The sequence below is a fragment of the Gordonia sp. NPDC003425 genome, from assembly GCF_053588635.1.
This window is the reverse complement of record NZ_JBSFQI010000006.1, coordinates 23805-40008: the sequence shown is the minus strand read 5'-3', so window position 1 is coordinate 40008 and position 16204 is coordinate 23805. Positions and strand designations below refer to the sequence as shown.

Annotated in this window: 14 protein-coding genes and 1 pseudogene; 7 read left to right on the top strand and 8 right to left on the bottom strand. The window is 66.7% G+C overall.

The features are described from left to right. Positions 1-3: 3 nt before the first annotated feature. The 4 genes and pseudogenes from ACWDTD_RS09195 (at position 4) to ACWDTD_RS09180 (ending at position 3603) form a co-directional block, all read left to right on the top strand. Positions 4-855, top strand: coding sequence for an IclR family transcriptional regulator (locus tag ACWDTD_RS09195; protein ID WP_449746996.1), 852 nt, complete (start codon positions 4-6; stop codon positions 853-855). A gap of 159 nt (positions 856-1014) precedes the next feature. Next, positions 1015-2052: a cupin domain-containing protein gene (locus ACWDTD_RS09190; protein ID WP_449746995.1), complete on the top strand. Its 1038-nt coding sequence runs from the start codon at positions 1015-1017 to the stop codon at positions 2050-2052. 3 nt (positions 2053-2055) lie between these two features. Next, positions 2056-2873: pseudogene (locus tag ACWDTD_RS09185) on the top strand (fumarylacetoacetate hydrolase family protein). Next, a complete protein-coding gene (locus tag ACWDTD_RS09180; protein WP_449746790.1) occupies positions 2776-3603 on the top strand; it encodes a maleylpyruvate isomerase family mycothiol-dependent enzyme in 828 nt (275 codons plus the stop codon). The pseudogene ACWDTD_RS09185 and the gene ACWDTD_RS09180 overlap by 98 nt, the downstream one beginning before the upstream one ends. Before the next feature lie 69 nt (positions 3604-3672). Here the strand turns inward: ACWDTD_RS09180 and ACWDTD_RS09175 are convergent, their stop codons facing one another. The 5 genes from ACWDTD_RS09175 to ACWDTD_RS09155 form a co-directional block, all read right to left on the bottom strand. Further along, positions 3673-3900, bottom strand: a complete 228-nt coding sequence (locus ACWDTD_RS09175) for a zinc ribbon domain-containing protein (RefSeq protein WP_449746789.1) — start codon at positions 3898-3900, stop codon at positions 3673-3675. A 126-nt stretch (positions 3901-4026) separates the two neighbouring features. Then, the gene (locus tag ACWDTD_RS09170; RefSeq protein WP_449746788.1) at positions 4027-4707 is read right to left on the bottom strand and encodes a TrmH family RNA methyltransferase; all 681 of its coding nucleotides are present in this window, start codon (positions 4705-4707) and stop codon (positions 4027-4029) included. Positions 4708-4710: 3 nt separating this feature from the next. After that, entirely contained in the window at positions 4711-5292 is a 582-nt protein-coding gene (gene pyrE / locus ACWDTD_RS09165; protein WP_449746787.1) for an orotate phosphoribosyltransferase, read from the bottom strand. Positions 5293-5331: 39 nt separating this feature from the next. Continuing rightward, positions 5332-6198: a hypothetical protein gene (locus tag ACWDTD_RS09160; RefSeq protein ID WP_449746786.1), complete on the bottom strand. Its 867-nt coding sequence runs from the start codon at positions 6196-6198 to the stop codon at positions 5332-5334. A gap of 25 nt (positions 6199-6223) precedes the next feature. Continuing rightward, a complete protein-coding gene (locus ACWDTD_RS09155; RefSeq protein ID WP_449746785.1) occupies positions 6224-7243 on the bottom strand; it encodes a D-2-hydroxyacid dehydrogenase in 1020 nt (339 codons plus the stop codon). Between the two features lie 240 nt (positions 7244-7483). On the opposite strand from ACWDTD_RS09155, the gene ACWDTD_RS09150 reads away from it, so the two are divergent. Genes ACWDTD_RS09150 through ACWDTD_RS09140 form a run of 3 tightly spaced genes read left to right on the top strand, consistent with a single transcriptional unit; the run spans position 7484 to position 11095 of the window. Further along, positions 7484-8677, top strand: coding sequence for a M24 family metallopeptidase (locus tag ACWDTD_RS09150; RefSeq protein WP_449746784.1), 1194 nt, complete (start codon positions 7484-7486; stop codon positions 8675-8677). Between the two features lie 7 nt (positions 8678-8684). Continuing rightward, complete coding sequence (locus ACWDTD_RS09145) at positions 8685-9929, top strand: aminotransferase-like domain-containing protein (protein ID WP_449746783.1); 1245 nt, start codon at positions 8685-8687, stop codon at positions 9927-9929. Next, a complete protein-coding gene (locus tag ACWDTD_RS09140; protein ID WP_449746782.1) occupies positions 9926-11095 on the top strand; it encodes a M20 family metallopeptidase in 1170 nt (389 codons plus the stop codon). Before ACWDTD_RS09145 ends, ACWDTD_RS09140 begins: the two co-directional genes overlap by 4 nt. Positions 11096-11214: 119 nt before the next feature. Here ACWDTD_RS09140 and ACWDTD_RS09135 read toward each other — a convergent pair whose 3' ends face one another. The 3 genes from ACWDTD_RS09135 to ACWDTD_RS09125 all read right to left on the bottom strand — a co-directional run bounded on the left by ACWDTD_RS09135 (position 11215) and on the right by ACWDTD_RS09125 (position 16201). Beyond that, positions 11215-12549, bottom strand: coding sequence for an MFS transporter (locus ACWDTD_RS09135; protein ID WP_449746994.1), 1335 nt, complete (start codon positions 12547-12549; stop codon positions 11215-11217). 383 nt (positions 12550-12932) lie between these two features. Next, positions 12933-13628 (bottom strand): response regulator, encoded by a 696-nt coding sequence (locus ACWDTD_RS09130; RefSeq protein WP_449746781.1) that lies wholly within the window; start codon positions 13626-13628, stop codon positions 12933-12935. Continuing rightward, positions 13625-16201 carry a DUF4118 domain-containing protein gene (locus tag ACWDTD_RS09125; protein ID WP_449746780.1) on the bottom strand — a complete coding sequence of 859 codons (2577 nt, stop codon included), beginning with the start codon at positions 16199-16201 and terminating at the stop codon, positions 13625-13627. The genes ACWDTD_RS09130 and ACWDTD_RS09125 overlap by 4 nt, the downstream gene beginning before the upstream one ends. Positions 16202-16204 lie beyond the last annotated feature (3 nt).

Genomic DNA, 16204 nt, shown 5'->3' with positions numbered 1-16204 from the left:
GTGATGGCCACCACACAGGGTTACCAATATAGTTCTTCTGTGCAGAAAAGAAGGATCGAGCGTCCGTCGTACACCATCGCCTCGGTCGACAACGCACTGCGCCTGCTCGAGTTGCTCCGCGACGGCGGCACCTTGCGCCTCTCCGACGCCGCGCACGAACTCGGTGTCGCCAATTCCACCGCGCACCGACTGCTCGCAATGCTGGTCTATCGGGGTTTCGCCGTCCAGGACGAGCATCGGGTCTATCACCCGGGTCCCGCGATGGGCGCAGGTCCGGCGCGCCACGGATGGACCCGTGATCTCACCGACCGCGCGCGACCGCATATCGACGCGCTGGCCGCGCTCACCGGCGAGACCACCAACCTGGTCATCCGCGTGGGCACCCAGGCCCGATTTCTCTACACGTCGGAATCGTCGAGCATGCTGCGTGTCGGCGACCGCCAGGGTCAGGTTCTCGACGCCCATCGGACGGCGGGGGGTCGCGCACTGCTCGCCGACCTCGACGAGACCACACTCGCTCAGCTCTATCTGAGGCCAAATGATCTGGAGCCGAATGAAGCATCCGAGGTCGCAGACGATTCCGATCCGCGCCTGACAGCCGACGAGTTCGCCCGGTTCCGCGACGAGTTGACCCGCGTCCGGGAGGCCGGCGTGGGGCTCAACGTCGAACTGTCCGAGGACGGGGTGTGCGCATTCGGCGTGGTCATCCACAACGGACGGCGACTCGACCTGGGCGCGGTGACCGTGGCGGTTCCGGTCAACCGATACGAACAACACGCCCGCGGTCACATCATCGGCCACATCCGGCGGTGCGTTCGCGAGATCGAGATCGACGTCGCCGACATCGAGCCCTGAACTTTTCCGCTGTGCAGAAACTTGTCGTGATATCGACGGCCCCGGTTCTAGCGTCGACGACAGTGATTCATCACACAGCACAGGGAGAAAGCGATGACGAGCACCATCACTCCGGCGACGACCGAGTCCACCGGCGACGATGACGCGGCACTCGACGCCATGTACGCAGCATTCGAGGCCAACCACCTCACGCCGTTGTGGACCCAGATCGGCGACCTCATGCCCATGTCGCCGAATCCGCAGGCCGTGCCTTTCGTGTGGCGGTGGTCCGACCTGCTGCCGCTCGCCCAACAGGCCGGCGACCTCGTGCCGGTGGGTCGCGGCGGCGAACGTCGCGCCATCGCGCTGGCCAATCCCGGACTCGGCGGTCGGCCCTACGTCAGCCCCACACTGTGGGCCGCCATCCAGTACCTCGGTCCGCGCGAGACCGCGCCCGAGCATCGCCACAGCCAGAACGCCTTTCGTTTTGTGGTCGAGGGTGAGGGCGTGTGGACGGTCGTCAACGGCGATCCGGTGGCCATGCGCCGCGGAGACTTCCTGCTGACCCCCGGCTGGAACTTCCACGGACATCACAACGAGACCGATCAGCCGATGGCATGGATCGACGGCCTCGACATCCCGTTCAGCTTCTACGCCGACACCGGCTTCTTCGAATACGGATCCGACGGTGTCACCGACCTATCGACGCCCAACATCTCGCGCTCCGAACGTCTCTGGGCTCACCCGGGTCTTCGTCCACTGGTCGGGATCGACGCCAAGACCAGCTCGCCGATCGCCTGCTACCGGTGGGAATACACCGATGCCGCACTTCGCGAACAACTCTCACTGGAGTCCGAGGGCTTCGCATCGACAGTCGAGCCGGGTCACGCCGCGGTGCGCTACACCAACCCGACCACCGGTGGCGACGTGATGCCCACCGTCCGAGCCGAGTTCCACCGCCTGCGTGCGGGCACCGAGACCACCGTCCGCCGCGACGTCGGTTCCACCGTCTTCCAGGTCTTCGACGGCGCCGGTGAGATCCGGCTCGGCGACGAGACCTCGGCTTTGGCCACCGGCGACCTCGTCGTCATCCCGTCGTGGGTGCCGTGGTCGGTGGCGTCCGACTCCGGAATCGATCTGTTCACCTTCTCCGACGCCCCGATCATGGAGCGTCTGCACTTCGACCGCACTCACGTCCAACGAATCCAGGGAGCCTGAAACATGAGAATTTCCACCATCCGCCTCGCCGGCCGCACCGTAGCCGCACGCGTCGACGACACCGCCGCCACCGTGATCGACGGCTACTCAGACGTCGGCACTCTTCTCGCCCAGACTGATTGGCGCGAGATCGCCGAATCAGCCGCGGGCGACGTGATCGCCGTCGACGATCTCGACTATGCCCCGGTGGTCCCCGCGCCCGGCAAGATGTTCTGCGTCGGACTCAACTACGCGTCGCACATCAAGGAAATGGGACGCGAGCTGCCGGAATTCCCCACCCTGTTCCTGAAGGTCGCCGACGCGCTCACCGGTCCGTACGACGACGTGATCGTTCCGGAATATGCTGCCGGACAGCTTGATTGGGAAGCCGAACTGGCGTTCGTCATCGGCGCAGAGGCCTATCAGGTGGACGCCGCGACGGCCGCCGACCACATAGCGGGCTATTCGGTGATCAACGACTACACCATGCGCGACTATCAGTACCGCACGCTGCAATGGGATCAGGGCAAGAACTTCGAGAAGACCAGCGGATTCGGCCCCTGGCTCGACACCGACTACCAACTCGGCAGCCGCATCGAAACCCGGCTGGACGGCGAGGTGATGCAGGAATCGTCCACCGACGACCTCGTGTTCACGCCGGCCCAACTCGTCGAGTACATCTCGCACATCGTCACCCTGCATCCCGGCGACGTGGTGATACCGGTACCACCGGTGGTGTCGGTCATGCCCGCACACCCGCCCGCTACATCGGTGACGGTCAGATCGTCGAAGTCACCATCGGCGGTCTGGGCTCTGTTCGGAACAAGACCGTTGTCAAGTAGCGTGGGCACGATGTGCGCCGCCGACACCGGATTTCACCAGCTCTCTCGCGACGAACAGATGTCGTTGGCGCGCAAGGGCACCGGCGTATTCGTGCAGAACCTGGCCAGACTGACCGACGACGAACTCCGCGAACCGTCCCTTCTGGCGGAGTGGTCGCGCGCTCACCTGGTGGCACACGTCGGCTACAACGCTGCGGCACTGTGCAATCTGATGTCGTGGGCGGCCTCAGGCACCGAATCACCCATGTATTCCTCTGCAGAGCAGCGCAACAGTGAGATCGAGAACGGTTCGACGTTACCGGCGCAGGCGCTACGCAGTTTGGTCGATCACACGGCGGCCCGGCTCGATGAGGCGTGGCGGTCGTTGCCCGCAGACCGGTGGAATGCCCAGGTGCGTACTGCCCAGGGCCGCACAGTCCCTGTATCGGAGGTGATCTGGATGCGCAGCCGCGAGGTCTGGATTCACTCGGTCGACCTCGACAACGGTGTCAGCTTCGCCGATTTCGGTGAGCCGGTCCTGCTCGATCTGCGTTCCGACATCGTGAGCGCATGGCGACGGTCCGGCACGGGTGGCGAGATCCGACTGGTCACGCCGGACGCGACGATTGAGCTGGACCCCGACGTCGCAGGCACCCGCAGCATTGTCGAGGGTTCATTGGCCGACGTCGTGGCATGGATGGCCGGGCGAGCGAACTCGGTCACCGATCTCGCCGCTCCGCGCTGGCTATGACCGCCGTCTGACGTGGTTGTGCGACGTGGCCGTCTCACCGGCGACCACCGAACCACCGACGTCGACCGATCAGGCCTGATCCGAGGAGGGCTGACGGCGCACTCCCACGACCCGCGGATGGTTGCGCCAGGCCGGCATCGAGGCCATGTACTCCCGGGCGGCCTGCCGAGCGTCCTCCACGGTGAGGTGGCCGTGCTCGGCCTGCCATTCCTCCGTCATCGATGTCAGCCGGTCGTCGAAGTCCATCAGGTCGCCGTTGGCGTCGGTGCAATACGCGCAGTACCTGTACGAGTGCACCGGTAGGCCGCAGCTCTCACAGCGCGTGACCACAGATATCACCCTCTCCCCTGTTCCGACGTGTTCATCTTCGACGTTTCGCCGCTGGTGACGCATATGCCAGGGTCCTAGGACTCGTTGTCGCACCTACCAGGCTGCGCCGAGATCGGCATGCTGCCGAATCCACGCATGCATGGCGATGCCCGCCGCCACCCCGGCGTTGATGCTGCGAGTGGACCCGAATTGTGCGATCGACACGGTCAGGTCGGCACGGGCCTGGGCATCGGCGCTCACGCCGGGGCCTTCCTGACCGAAAAGCAGCACACAGGCACGCGGCAGGTCGGCGGACTCGAGGCGCTGTGCGCCCGGGGTGTTGTCGACGGCCACCACCGCCAGTCCCCGGTCCCTCGCCCAAGCGATCAACGCGTCCACGTCCTCGTGGTGTTCGAGATGCTGATAGCGGTCGGTGACCATGGCGCCGCGGCGATTCCATCGACGCCGTCCCACAATGTGTACCGCGGCGGCCGCGAACGCATTGGCCGTGCGCACCACGGTGCCGATGTTGGCGTCGTGCGCGAAGTTCTCGATGGCGACGTGAAACGGATGCCGGCGGGCATCGATGTCGGCGACGATCGCCTCACGCGTCCAGTACCGGTAGGCGTCCACCACGTTGCGGGTGTCACCCTCGGCGAGCAGCGTCGGGTCGTAGCGCGGATCGTCCGGCGGCGGACCGTCGTGCTCGTCGGCCCACGGCCCCACTCCCACCGGTGCACCGGCCTGCCATTCCGTCGGGCCGGGACCGGAGTCCTCCGGGCCGTCGATCGTCACGGCTCAGGCGAGCCCGATGTCGGCGAGCCCGAGCAGCGAGCGGTAGGGAACGCCGAGTTTGCCGATGACCTCGTCGGCGCCGGTGGCCCGGTCCACCACGGTGGCCACCCCCACCACGGTGGCGCCGGCCTCGCGTGCCGCCTCGACCGCGGTCGACGGTGACCCGCCGGTGGTACTGGTGTCCTCGACGATGAGCACGGTCTTGCCGGCGATGTCGGGACCCTCCACACGGCGCTGCATACCGTGCGCCTTCGCCGCCTTGCGCACCACGAACGCGTCGATGGGCCGGCCGGGTGCGTGCATGATCGCGGTGGCCACCGGGTCGGCGCCCAGGGTGAGACCGCCGACAGAGGTGTAGGCCCAGTCGAACGTGAGCTCACGCATGAGGCGACCGATCAGCGGGGAGGCCTCGTGATGCAGTGTGGCCCGGCGCAGGTCGACGTAGTAATCGGCTTCGCGGCCCGACGACAGCGTCACCCGTCCGTGCACCACCGACAACTCGGCGACCAGGCGCGCAAGGGCGGCGCGGTCGTCGGGATTCACCGCAGGCGGGGTGGACGGTGCGGAAGGTGTTGACGAGGTCACGGTCGGCTCTCTCTCACATCGTGCATCGGCCGCACGTGACTAGTCGCGGCGGTGGCGGTTGGGTCGCTCGGGCGGCTGGGTCTCGTCCGGCGGCGAGGTTCGCGAGCCGCGCCGCACCGGCATCGGACTCATCCCGCGTCCGGTCGAGGTGGTTTCACGCGGGCTGCTGTCGCGTGCAGGTGCCTCGGCACGCGCGGCGCGGCGGTTCTTGTCACGCATCGATTCGGTCTTCTCGTCGGCCAGCTCGGCGCGGATCGGGCCGTGCGGGTCGCGCGGGTCGGGCGAATCCTGCGGGTCACGGACCGGCGGCAACACCCGTAGCAGGTCGGCGAACCGTCGCACCACTTCCAGGCCGGTGTCGAGTTCGGTGGGGTCCTCGGTCAGCGGCATCGAGCCGAGCGCCCAGTTGCCCTCGTTCCACAGCACTTCGATGTAGGCGGGCGCGTTGTTGGCCAGGGCCACCATCCGTCGGTCGCAGACCCGACGTGCCACGTCGAGGTTGTTCGAGAACATGACGCGCGGCCCCATCGCGCCGAGCAACTCCACGTCGTCCTCCGCGGGGGCCAGGACGTCCTCGTGGCGCAGGTCGACGATGACCTTCGACGGCGACGAACGCCGTACCGCGATCACGGTGCCCGTCTCTGCGAGGTCGAACACCACCGCCTCGGCCCCGCCGAAATGCCCGTATGCCACATCGCGCGCCTCGACGCTCTCCGGAACGTTCATCGTCGCGCGGTGAAAGGCCTTGCGCAGCTTGGTGTCCGAGCTGCGGAACTTGAAATCGTGGGTGTCGCCCCACACCGCGCGCTGGTGCCGTTGCTCGGAAGAACGCTTACGATCGAGCCACAGGAGGGCCACCGCGCCGGCGAGCGCGAGGGCTGCGATCACGAAATAGACGATGGTCATCGCGCTACAGCCTACTTCAGGGCACTCACGGTGTGCTCTGCACGACATAGCCGCGTCGTTTGTCCACCACGTTGTGCAGTGCCGCGGGCAGATCACCGGGTGGAGTGCGTCGGTATATGCGCAGGTTGCCGAGCAGCTGGTCGGCCAGTTCGTCGCGCCAGCCCACCACGTCGCCGCTCATGTGCGCGGAGATCGCGACGTTGTCCAGGCCCCAGAGCGGGCTGTCGGCGGCGAGTGGTTCGGTGGCGAACACGTCGAGCGAGGCGTGGCCGACGCGACCGCTCCGGAGCGCATCGACCAGTGCGTTCTCGTCGACGAGGCGACCGCGGCCGACGTTGATCAGGTGGGCGTGCGGTGCCATCGCGGCCAGCACCGTCGCGTCGATCAGCCCGTCGGTCTGCGCCGTCAAGGGGGCTGCCGCGACGATGTTGTCGAACCGGCCCACGTGCGCCGCGAGATCGGCGCTCGGATGAACGGTGCCGAAGTCGGGATCGTGTTCACGGGCCACACGGCCGACGCCGGTGACCCGGATTCCCACCGCCCGCAGTATCCGCGCGATCGCCCGCCCGATGCCCCCGGTCCCGATCACCAGGGCCGAGGTGTGCTGCGTGCGGATGGTCTCCCGGTGGTGCCACTCGCGTACCGCCTGTGAACGTCGGGAGTCGGCCAGCTTCTTGTCCCGGGCGAGGATCGATGCCAGCACGAACTCGGCGATCGGGACGTCGAAGACGCCGCGCGCATTGGTCACCACCACGTCGGATTCGGCCAGTTCGTCGAACAGCAGTGCATCCACCCCGGCGGCGCACACATGCACCCAGCGAAGCGTCTGCGTGGCCGGGCCCCAGTTGTCGCGCAGTGCCCGGGAGAAGAAGTCCCAGAGGACCAGGATGTCGGCGCCCGGTAACGCCGACGGCAGGTCGGTGGCCGTGGCCCGCCGCACCCGGGCAAGCGTCTCGATCTCGGCGAGGTTGTACGGCGGCGGAGCCCCGGGCGACTCGAGCAGCACCAGCACGGGCCGATCGGGCGCCGCGTCGTCGGGGAACATGACGCCCACGGTAACCCCTCGAGCGTGCCCACATCCCAGTCGAGCGTGCCCAGACTTCCGTCGAGCGTGCCCACAACCGCGTCGAGCGTGCCCAGACTTCCGTCGAGCGTGCCCACAATCCGCCCCGATTGACAATCCGACCATCCGCCCCCACGGTGGACACGTGACCGTCGCCGATCCTCTTCCCGCCTCCCGCCGATGGTGACATCCGCCCGAAACCCCCAGGCGAGGAGACGGTAGGTGTACCTCGGCGCGCAACTGTTCACCGACAGCGAATACCAACAGCGGCTCACCCGTGTTCGCGAAAGGATGGACCTGCAGGGACTTTCGGCGATCATCGTCACCGATCCGGCGAACATCTTCTACCTGATCGGGTACAACGCGTGGTCGTTCTACACCCCGCAGATGCTGTTCGTGCCGATCGAGGGTCACATGGTGTTCTTCGCTCGTGAGATGGATGCCCATGGGGCGCACCGCACCTCGTGGCTTCCGGCCGAGCAGATCGTCGGCTACCCGGAGAACTACGTCCACCGACCGCATGTTCATCCCTTCGACTGGGTGGCGTGGGCGCTTCGACAACGTCATCTCATCGCACCCGCCTCACGGGCCGGGTCGGTGGGGTTGGAGATGGACTCGCATTTCTTCTCCCCCAAAGCATATCGCGCATTGTTCAACGCCATCCCGGAGTGGAAGCTCGTCGACAACTTCGAACTGGTCAACTGGGTGCGGTCGGTGAAATCCGACGCCGAGATCCAACTCATGCGACAGGCCGGCATGGTGTGCTCCGAAGCGATGCGAGCAGCCGTCGACACCATCGATGTCGGTGTGCGGCAATGCGATGCCGCTGCAGCGATCTCGATGGCGCAGATCACCGGAACCGACGAGTTCGGGGGCGACTATCCCGCGATCGTGCCCCTGCTGCCCACCGGCGCCGCCGCCGATACCCCGCATCTCACCTGGCATCAGGGCACTTTCGCCGACGGCGAGGCGGTGGTGGTGGAGTTGGCGGGAGCACACAATCGGTACCACACACCACTGGCCCGCACCGTCGCGCTCGGTACCCCGACCAAGGATCTCGACTATGTCGCAAAGGCCACCGCCGAAGGACTCGACAACGTGCTCAGCGCGATCCGCCCCGGTGTGGCCACCCGCGAACTCGCCTCCACCTGGAATTGGACGCTGGCAAAGTACGGTCTCGAAAAGCCTTCCCGGCTCGGCTATTCCATCGGAATCGGCTATCCACCCGACTGGGGCGAACGCACCATCAGCGTCCGCACCGAAGACGAAACGATCCTGGAGACCAACATGACCTTTCACATCATCTGCGGTATGTGGATGGACGACTACGGCTTCGAACTCTCGGAGTCGGTGCGCGTCAGCCCCAGCGGGGTGGAGACCTTCACCACCTTCCCGCGTGACCTGATCCGGAAGTGAGCCGACGATGACCGCCGACACCCATGAGTCCCTACACGACCTGCGCCGCGGCGCGCCCACATTGCCGCTCGCCGGACGAGCCAAGGATCTCGTCGGCTCGATGATCGACTCGTCGACGTCGCTGCTCGCGTCGCAGACACACGACATCGTGCGTTTCGCAATGGGTTCGCCTGCCGACGAGGCGGTACCGGCCGACGAGTTCCGCCGGATCGCCGGCGAAATCCTCGACAATTCGTCGTTCACCTACGGCGCCACCGAGGGTGAACCACGCCTGCTGCAACTGCTCGTCGACTACCTGGCCACCACCCCCGACCCCTCGACACACGACCGCCTGGTGATCACCACCGGCGGCATGCAGGGACTCGACCTTGCCGGCAAGCTCTTCATCGACCCGGGCGACCTCGTCGTGGTCGAATCCCCCACCTACACCAATGGCAGCGCCACGGCGCTGTCCTACGGCGCGCAACTCCTCGAGGTCCCCGTCGACGAGGACGGCATGCAGGTCGACACCCTCGAACAACTCGTCACCCGCGCCCGCCGCACCCCGAAGGCGATCTACACCATCCCGACCTTCCAGAACCCGTCCGGCGTCACCCTCAGCGAGGAACGGCGCCGCGAACTACTGCGGCTCGCCCACCAGTGGGGCTCGGTCATCATCGACGACGACCCCTACGGTCTGCTGCGATTCGCCGGCGCCGACATCCCCACCTTCCAGACACTGAGCCCGGCCGATCCGCTGGTCTTCTCGGTGCGCACGTTCTCCAAGATCCTGGCACCGGGATGGCGGGTCGGCTGGGTCGACGCCGACCCCTCGTTGCGACAGTTGCTGATCAACGGCAAACAGGCGATGGACACCTGCACCAACGTCCCCAACCAGCACATCGTCGCCGAGTACATCTCCCGCGGGGGCCTCGATGAGCACCTGCGCGGTCTACGGACGCTCTACCGCACACGCAAGCAAGCGATGCGCGACGCACTTGCCCGCCACTTCGGCGATCAGGTGCGTGCCACCGACCCCGAGGGCGGCTTCTTCCTCTGGGTGACGCTCGACGGCGACCTCGCCGGCATCGACACCCGTGAATTGTTCGACGTGGCGCTCGCCGACGGTGTCGCGTTCATCCCCGGGTCTGCGCTCTCGCCCACCGGCCGCTTCCGCAACGCCATGCGGTTGTGCTTTGCCTCGAGCACCCCCGACCGGATCGACGAGGGCGTTCGGCGCCTCGCGGAGAGCTGCGCAAAGATGTCAGGGTGACCACCCCGGCATTCGCGCACATCTCGGCCGAGGAGATAACGGCGCTCACCACGTCGCTGATCGAGGCCCCGAGCGAGAATCCCGGCGGCACCGAGGCCGCCGCCGTGTCGGTGCTCGAGGAGGCCTGCCGCGAAGCCGGGTTCGTGGTCACCACATGGGAGGTCGCGCCCGGACGGCCGAACCTGACGGCCACACTGCCCGGCGGCGATGGCCCCGGCCTGATGTTCCTCGGTCACTCCGACGTGGTGCCCGCCGGACCGGGCTGGACCGGCGACCCCTACCGGGTGCGACGCGCCGACGGCCGACTCTACGGTCGCGGCGCCACCGACATGAAGGGTGGGCTGGCCGCGGTCGTCGCCGCGATGTCGGCGCTCGCGTCGGCGCCGGGTGGACTGTCGGGGCCTGTGCAACTGGTGTGCACGGTCGACGAGGAAGAACACGGCTCCGGCGTTCGCGATCTCATCGGCGGCCCGATCGACACAGAGTTCCTCGGCTGCGTCGTCGCCGAACCCACCAACCTGCAGGTTGTCCGCGGCTGCCGTGGCGCATCGTATCTGGAGATCGACATCACCGGCCGCGCAGCGCATTCCGGACGACCGTCCGACGGGCGCAGCGCGATCATGGCTGCTGCCGCGATCATCGAACTGATCCGCGCCGACCAGGCTCGTCTCGATCTCGCCCCGGATCCGCTCCTCGGTACCGGAACCTGGAATGTGGGCACAATCATTGGCGGACAAGGGATCTCGGTAGTGGCACCGATGTGCTCGCTGGGTATCGACCGCCGTTTGCTACCGACCGAGGACGCTCACCGGATCGCCGACGACCTGCGTGAGCGAATCTCGGCGGCCGGCATCGACTCCGACGGCATCGGAGTGCAGGTGCGCGTCACCATGGAGATGCCCGGATTCTCCACCGCCGCAGCACATTCGCTCGTCACCACCGCCTCCGACGCGCTGGCCGCGCTCGATCACCCTGTCTCGGTGGGAGGTTGGACAGCCGCATGCGACGGTGGGTTCATCAGTCGCGATCTCGGTGTGCCCGCGATCGTGCTGGGCCCGGGCGACATCAACGCCGACGCGCACCAACCCGACGAGTCGGTGGCCATCGCCGACCTGGTGACCGCCGCGCGTGCCTACACCCACATGGCGTTACGCCTGCTCGGCTGACCGTCGAGCGTGCCCACAACCGCGCCGAGCGTGCCCACAACCGCGCCGAGCGTGCCCACAACCGAGTCGAGCGTGCCCACATCCGAGTCGAGCGTGCCCACAATCGAGTCGAGCGTGCCCTAGGCTGCGCGTGCCATCTCGAGATCGCGCTCCTTGCTCGGCACCCCGGTCCCGCGGATCGACACTCCGGCGGTTTCCTTCAGGAACACCAACGCCACCATGCCGATGGCACAGGCGATCATCATGTACAGCGCGGGAAACAGGTTCCAACCACTGGCCTTGACCACCGCGTCGTTCACCAGCGGAGCCGTACCACCGAATGCGGCGGTGGCCACGTTGTAGGAGATCGCGAAACCCGCATACCGCACCTGCGTCGGGAACATCGCGGGGAACGTCGCCGAGATCGTCGCCAGCTGCGGAATGTAGAACAGGCCCAGCACGACGAACCCGATGATCGCGAGGGCGAATCCCTGACCCATCATCCAGTACATCGGCAGCGCCAGCACGAAGAGGCCGATGAGCGACGCCCACCACAGTGGTTTTCGCCCGGTGCGATCCGACAACGCGCCGAAGAACGGAATCACCAGCATCATCACCAACTCGCCGATGAGGATCACCGCAGTCGAGGTGTCCGTGCTCATGCCGATGGTGGACTCGAGATACGTCGGTTGATAGGCCAGCAGCGTGTAATTCACCACGTTGAGTGCGATGACCATGCCGAACATGATCAGCACCGGCTGCCAGTACTCGCGGACCAGATCGACGATCTCCTGCCCCGGCGACTTCTCGAGCTTGTGCTCGTCCTCGAGTTCTTCGAACACCGGCGACTCGCCGACCTGGGTCCTGAGGTACAAGCCGACAAGGCCGAGGGGCAATGCGACGAAGAAGGGCAGTCGCCAACCCCACGACTGCATGGCCTCGTCGGAAAGAAGCAGGTCGAGTCCCAAAACGATGGCCGATCCCATGACGAACCCGGCCAGCGTGCCGAATTCGAGGAAACTGCCGTACTTTCCGCGCTTGTTGTCGGGGGCGTGCTCGGCCATGAAGGTGGCCGCGCCGCCGTACTCGCCTCCCGTCGAGAAGCCCTGGACAACGCGCAACAGGATCAGTAGTACCGGGGCCCAGACCCCTGCCACCGCGTGGGTGGGGAGTACGCCGATCAGTGCTGTTGCACCCGCGATCAGCACGATCGTCAGAGCCAGCACGGACTTTCGGCCGATCCGGTCACCGATCGGACCCCAGATGAAGCCGCCGACGGGACGCAGGATGAACGAGATGGCGAATCCGAGCATCGTTCCCAGACTGCCCAGCTCACCGGGGAAGAATGCGGTGGTGAGATATGTGGCCGTCGCAGCGTAAACGCCGTAGTCGTACCACTCCGTCGCGTTGCCGATCGCGGACGCCGCAATCGCCTTGCGCAACGTCGAATCATCTGTGGAGTTCTCGTCATGCATTCGGTCCGGCGTACCGGAATCCGGATTCTCACTCATGCCTACCTCTCAGTGAACGGTCGGAAAAAGGGGGAGCATCGCGTGCCGTGGGGTCACAAGGGCCGTGTGCTACATCCCTCGTTCAGCGAAATCTGGTGAAACCGGGTACGCCTGCGGCTGTTCGGTCACTCCTGGGATCTTCGACGCTCGCTCGACGTCTGACGCACCGACGCGACGATCGGTGCCGCACCTGACAGGCGATACCGTCCACCGCCTACCGCAGGTCCGCAACTGACTCCGAGGTCGGCACCGACGCCGACCTCGGTTTACTTGTCAACAACGGTCGAAACTACCGCTGTTGCTTGCAGTAGGCAACTTTCCTGGTGAGCGAATCCGCTCGACCGCGGTCAGGTACGCACGAAGCGATACCCCATACCCGCCTCGGTGAGCAGATGCTCCGGATGGGCCGGGTCGTCTTCGAGTTTGCGCCGCAGACTCGCCAGATACACACGGAGATAATTGGTTTGGTTGAGGTACGTGGGACCCCACACCGCGGCGAGAATATCGCGCTGCGCCACCAGCTTTCCCTCATTGCGTACCAGCAATTCCAGGATTCCCCACTCGGTGGGTGTCAGGTGCACCGGTGTGCCGTGGCGAGTGACCTGCTTGGTGCTCAGGTCGACGCGGAACGCCCCGGCGTCCACCATCGGCGCCTCGACCGCGTCGGGCGCGGCCACACCTCGTCGGACCGCCGCGCGCAGGCGCGCGATGAACTCGTCCATGCCAAAGGGTTTGGTCACGTAGTCGTCGGCACCCGCGTCGAGGGCGGCCACCTTGTCCACCGACTCCCCGCGCGCCGACAGCACGATGACCGGCACGTTCGTCCAGCCGCGCAGCCCCTCCAGCACGGTGAAACCGTCGATGTCCGGCAGGCCCAGGTCGAGCACCACCACCTGCGGATTCTCCTTGGCAGCGGCCATGAGGGCGCCCGCTCCGGTCGACGCCGTCGTCACCGCGAAACCACGGGCGGCGAGATTGATCCGCAACGCACGTAACAACTGTGGTTCGTCGTCGACCACCAGTACCCGCGTCTTGTCGCTCACGGTGCCACCTCGCCGTGCACCGTCTCCGACCTCGAGTCAAGCAGCGCCGCAGAGTCCGGCGATGGCTCCATGGGCAGCGAGATCACCATTGTGGTGCCACCCCCCGAGGTCTCCTCGACGCCGAGGGCCCCGCCGAGCGCGGACACGAAGCCCGCGGCAACCGAAAGCCCCAGGCCCACACCACCATCGGACCCGTTGCGGTCACCACCCTGGACAAAGGCGCCGAACACCTCCGCCCGGCGCTCGACGGGAATGCCCGCGCCGTGATCGATCACCCGGATCACGCAACGTTGATCCTCGACATCGGACGCATCGCGTGCCACGTGCACCTCGACGCGGCCGCCGCCGTGGTGGATCGCGTTGTCGATGAGGTTGGCCAGCACCCGTTCGAGCAGCCCCCCGTCGGTGAACGCCCACATCTCGTCGAAGACGAATGTGACCTCGGGTGCGGTGGCCTCCAGCCGGGTCACCGCCGCGGTGGCGCGGTGCGCCACCTCCACCAGATAGGTCCGCACCAGTCGCGGCCGCACGGCACCGGCGGCCAGCCGCGACGAATCCAGCAGGTTGCCGACCAGCGCGGAGAGCTGATCGATCGACTCCTCAATGGTGGCGAGCAGTTCCGCGGTGTCTTCGGGCCCAAACGTCACCTCGTCGCTGCGCAGACTCGACACCGCGGCCTTGGCGCCGGCGAGCGGGGTGCGCAGGTCATGACTCACCGCCGAGAGCAACGCTCGCCGCATCTCATCGGTCTTCGCGAGCGCCCGCGCATCTGCCGCCTCACGTTCGAGCCGTTGCCGCTGCACCGCGCCCGCGGCCTGCATCGCCACCGACGTCAGCACGCGACGGTCACGCCCGCCGAGTTTCGGTCCGCGCAACAGTAATTCGTACTCTCCGCCCGGTATCGGGCAGACGGTGTCGGCACCATCGGCTCGCACCGGTGGATCGTCGCCCACCGACGCCGCCAGCTGCGGAGCAGAACCCATGGCGCGCTGCACAATCGAGACGGCCGTCTGGTCGTAGGTCTCACACACGCGGTCGAGGAGTCCGGCGACGTCGGCGCCGCCGAGCACGGTGTCGGAGAACAGCGCCAGCAGCTCTGCGTCACGGGTGGCCAGCCGCGCCTGCCGTCGCCGGTTGGATGCCGAATCAACCAGCGCGGCAACCGCTATCGCGATGACGAACATCACCAGGAGGGTGATGAGGTTGTCGGGTTCGGCGATCGTGAAGGTGAATCGTGGGTCGGTGAAGAAGTAGTTGAGCAGCAGTCCGCTCACCAATGCCGAGAGTGCCGCGGGCCCCACGCCACCGAGTAGCGACACCGCCAGCACCGTGACGAAGTAGAGCGCGGTCTCCGACGCGAACCCGAGCCACCGGTCCAACAGGGCCAACACACTGGTCATCACCACCGGCACCACGACGGCCGCCGCCCAACTCAGCGGCCGATGAAAACGCGTGTCGCGGATGTCGAGGCGGTTGCGTCGCCGCGTCTCCTCGTGCGTCACCATATGGACGTCGATCTTGCCGCTGCGGCTGACCACCGCGGCGCCGACCCCTTCGTCGAAGAGTCGCTGCCATCTCGGGCGGCGGGATGTTCCGAGCACCAGTTGGGTGGCGTTGACGCCACGGGCGAAATCGAGCAGCGTCGACGGGATGTCGTCGCCGACCACCGTGTGGATACGAGCACCGAATCCTGCTGCCAGGTCATGTAGTCGGGCCATGTCGGCTGCGGGGTCGCCGGCCAGCCCGTCGCCGCGGACCACGTGCACCACCACGAGTTCGGCACTCGACCGCGACGCTATCCGGCTCGCGCGTCGCATCAGGGTCGCCGACTCCGGTCCACCGGTGATCGCCACCACCACTCGTTCACGTGCTTCCCACGTCTCGGTGATCGCGTGTGTGGCGCGGTAGTCGGCCAGCGTGTCGTCGACGCGGTCGGCGAGCCAGAGCAGAGCCAGCTCACGAAGTGCGGTGAGGTTGCCTTGCCGGAAGTAGTTGCTCAGCGCGCCGTCGATGCGCCCCGTCGGGTACACCTTGCCGGCACTGAGACGTTGGCGCAGCGCCTGCGGATCGATGTCCACGAGTTCGATCTGGTCTGCTGCGCGGACCACCGAATCCGGCACGGTCTCGCGCTGGATCACCCCGGTGATCTGTGCGACGACGTCGTTGAGGCTCTCGAGGTGCTGGATGTTCACCGTCGTCAGCACGTCGATACCGGCATCACGCAAATCCTCGATGTCCTGCCAGCGCTTGCCATTCCGCGACCCGGGCGCGTTGGTGTGCGCGAGCTCGTCCACGAGGGCGACGCGTGGCCGACGCGCCAGGACGGCGTCGAGATCCATCTCTTCGAGCACAGCGCCCCGGTACTCGACGGGTCGACGGGGAACCTGCTCGATTCCGTCGGTCAGCGCGGCAGTGGCCGAACGCCCGTGCGATTCCACGACGGCGATCACCACGTCGACGCCCTCGTCGATCAGACCCCTTGCCTGCGACAGCATTTCGTAGGTCTTACCCACTCCGGGCGCGCACCCGAGGAAGACCTCCAGCCTTCCCCGGGTGTCCGTATCCGAGCCCATGCA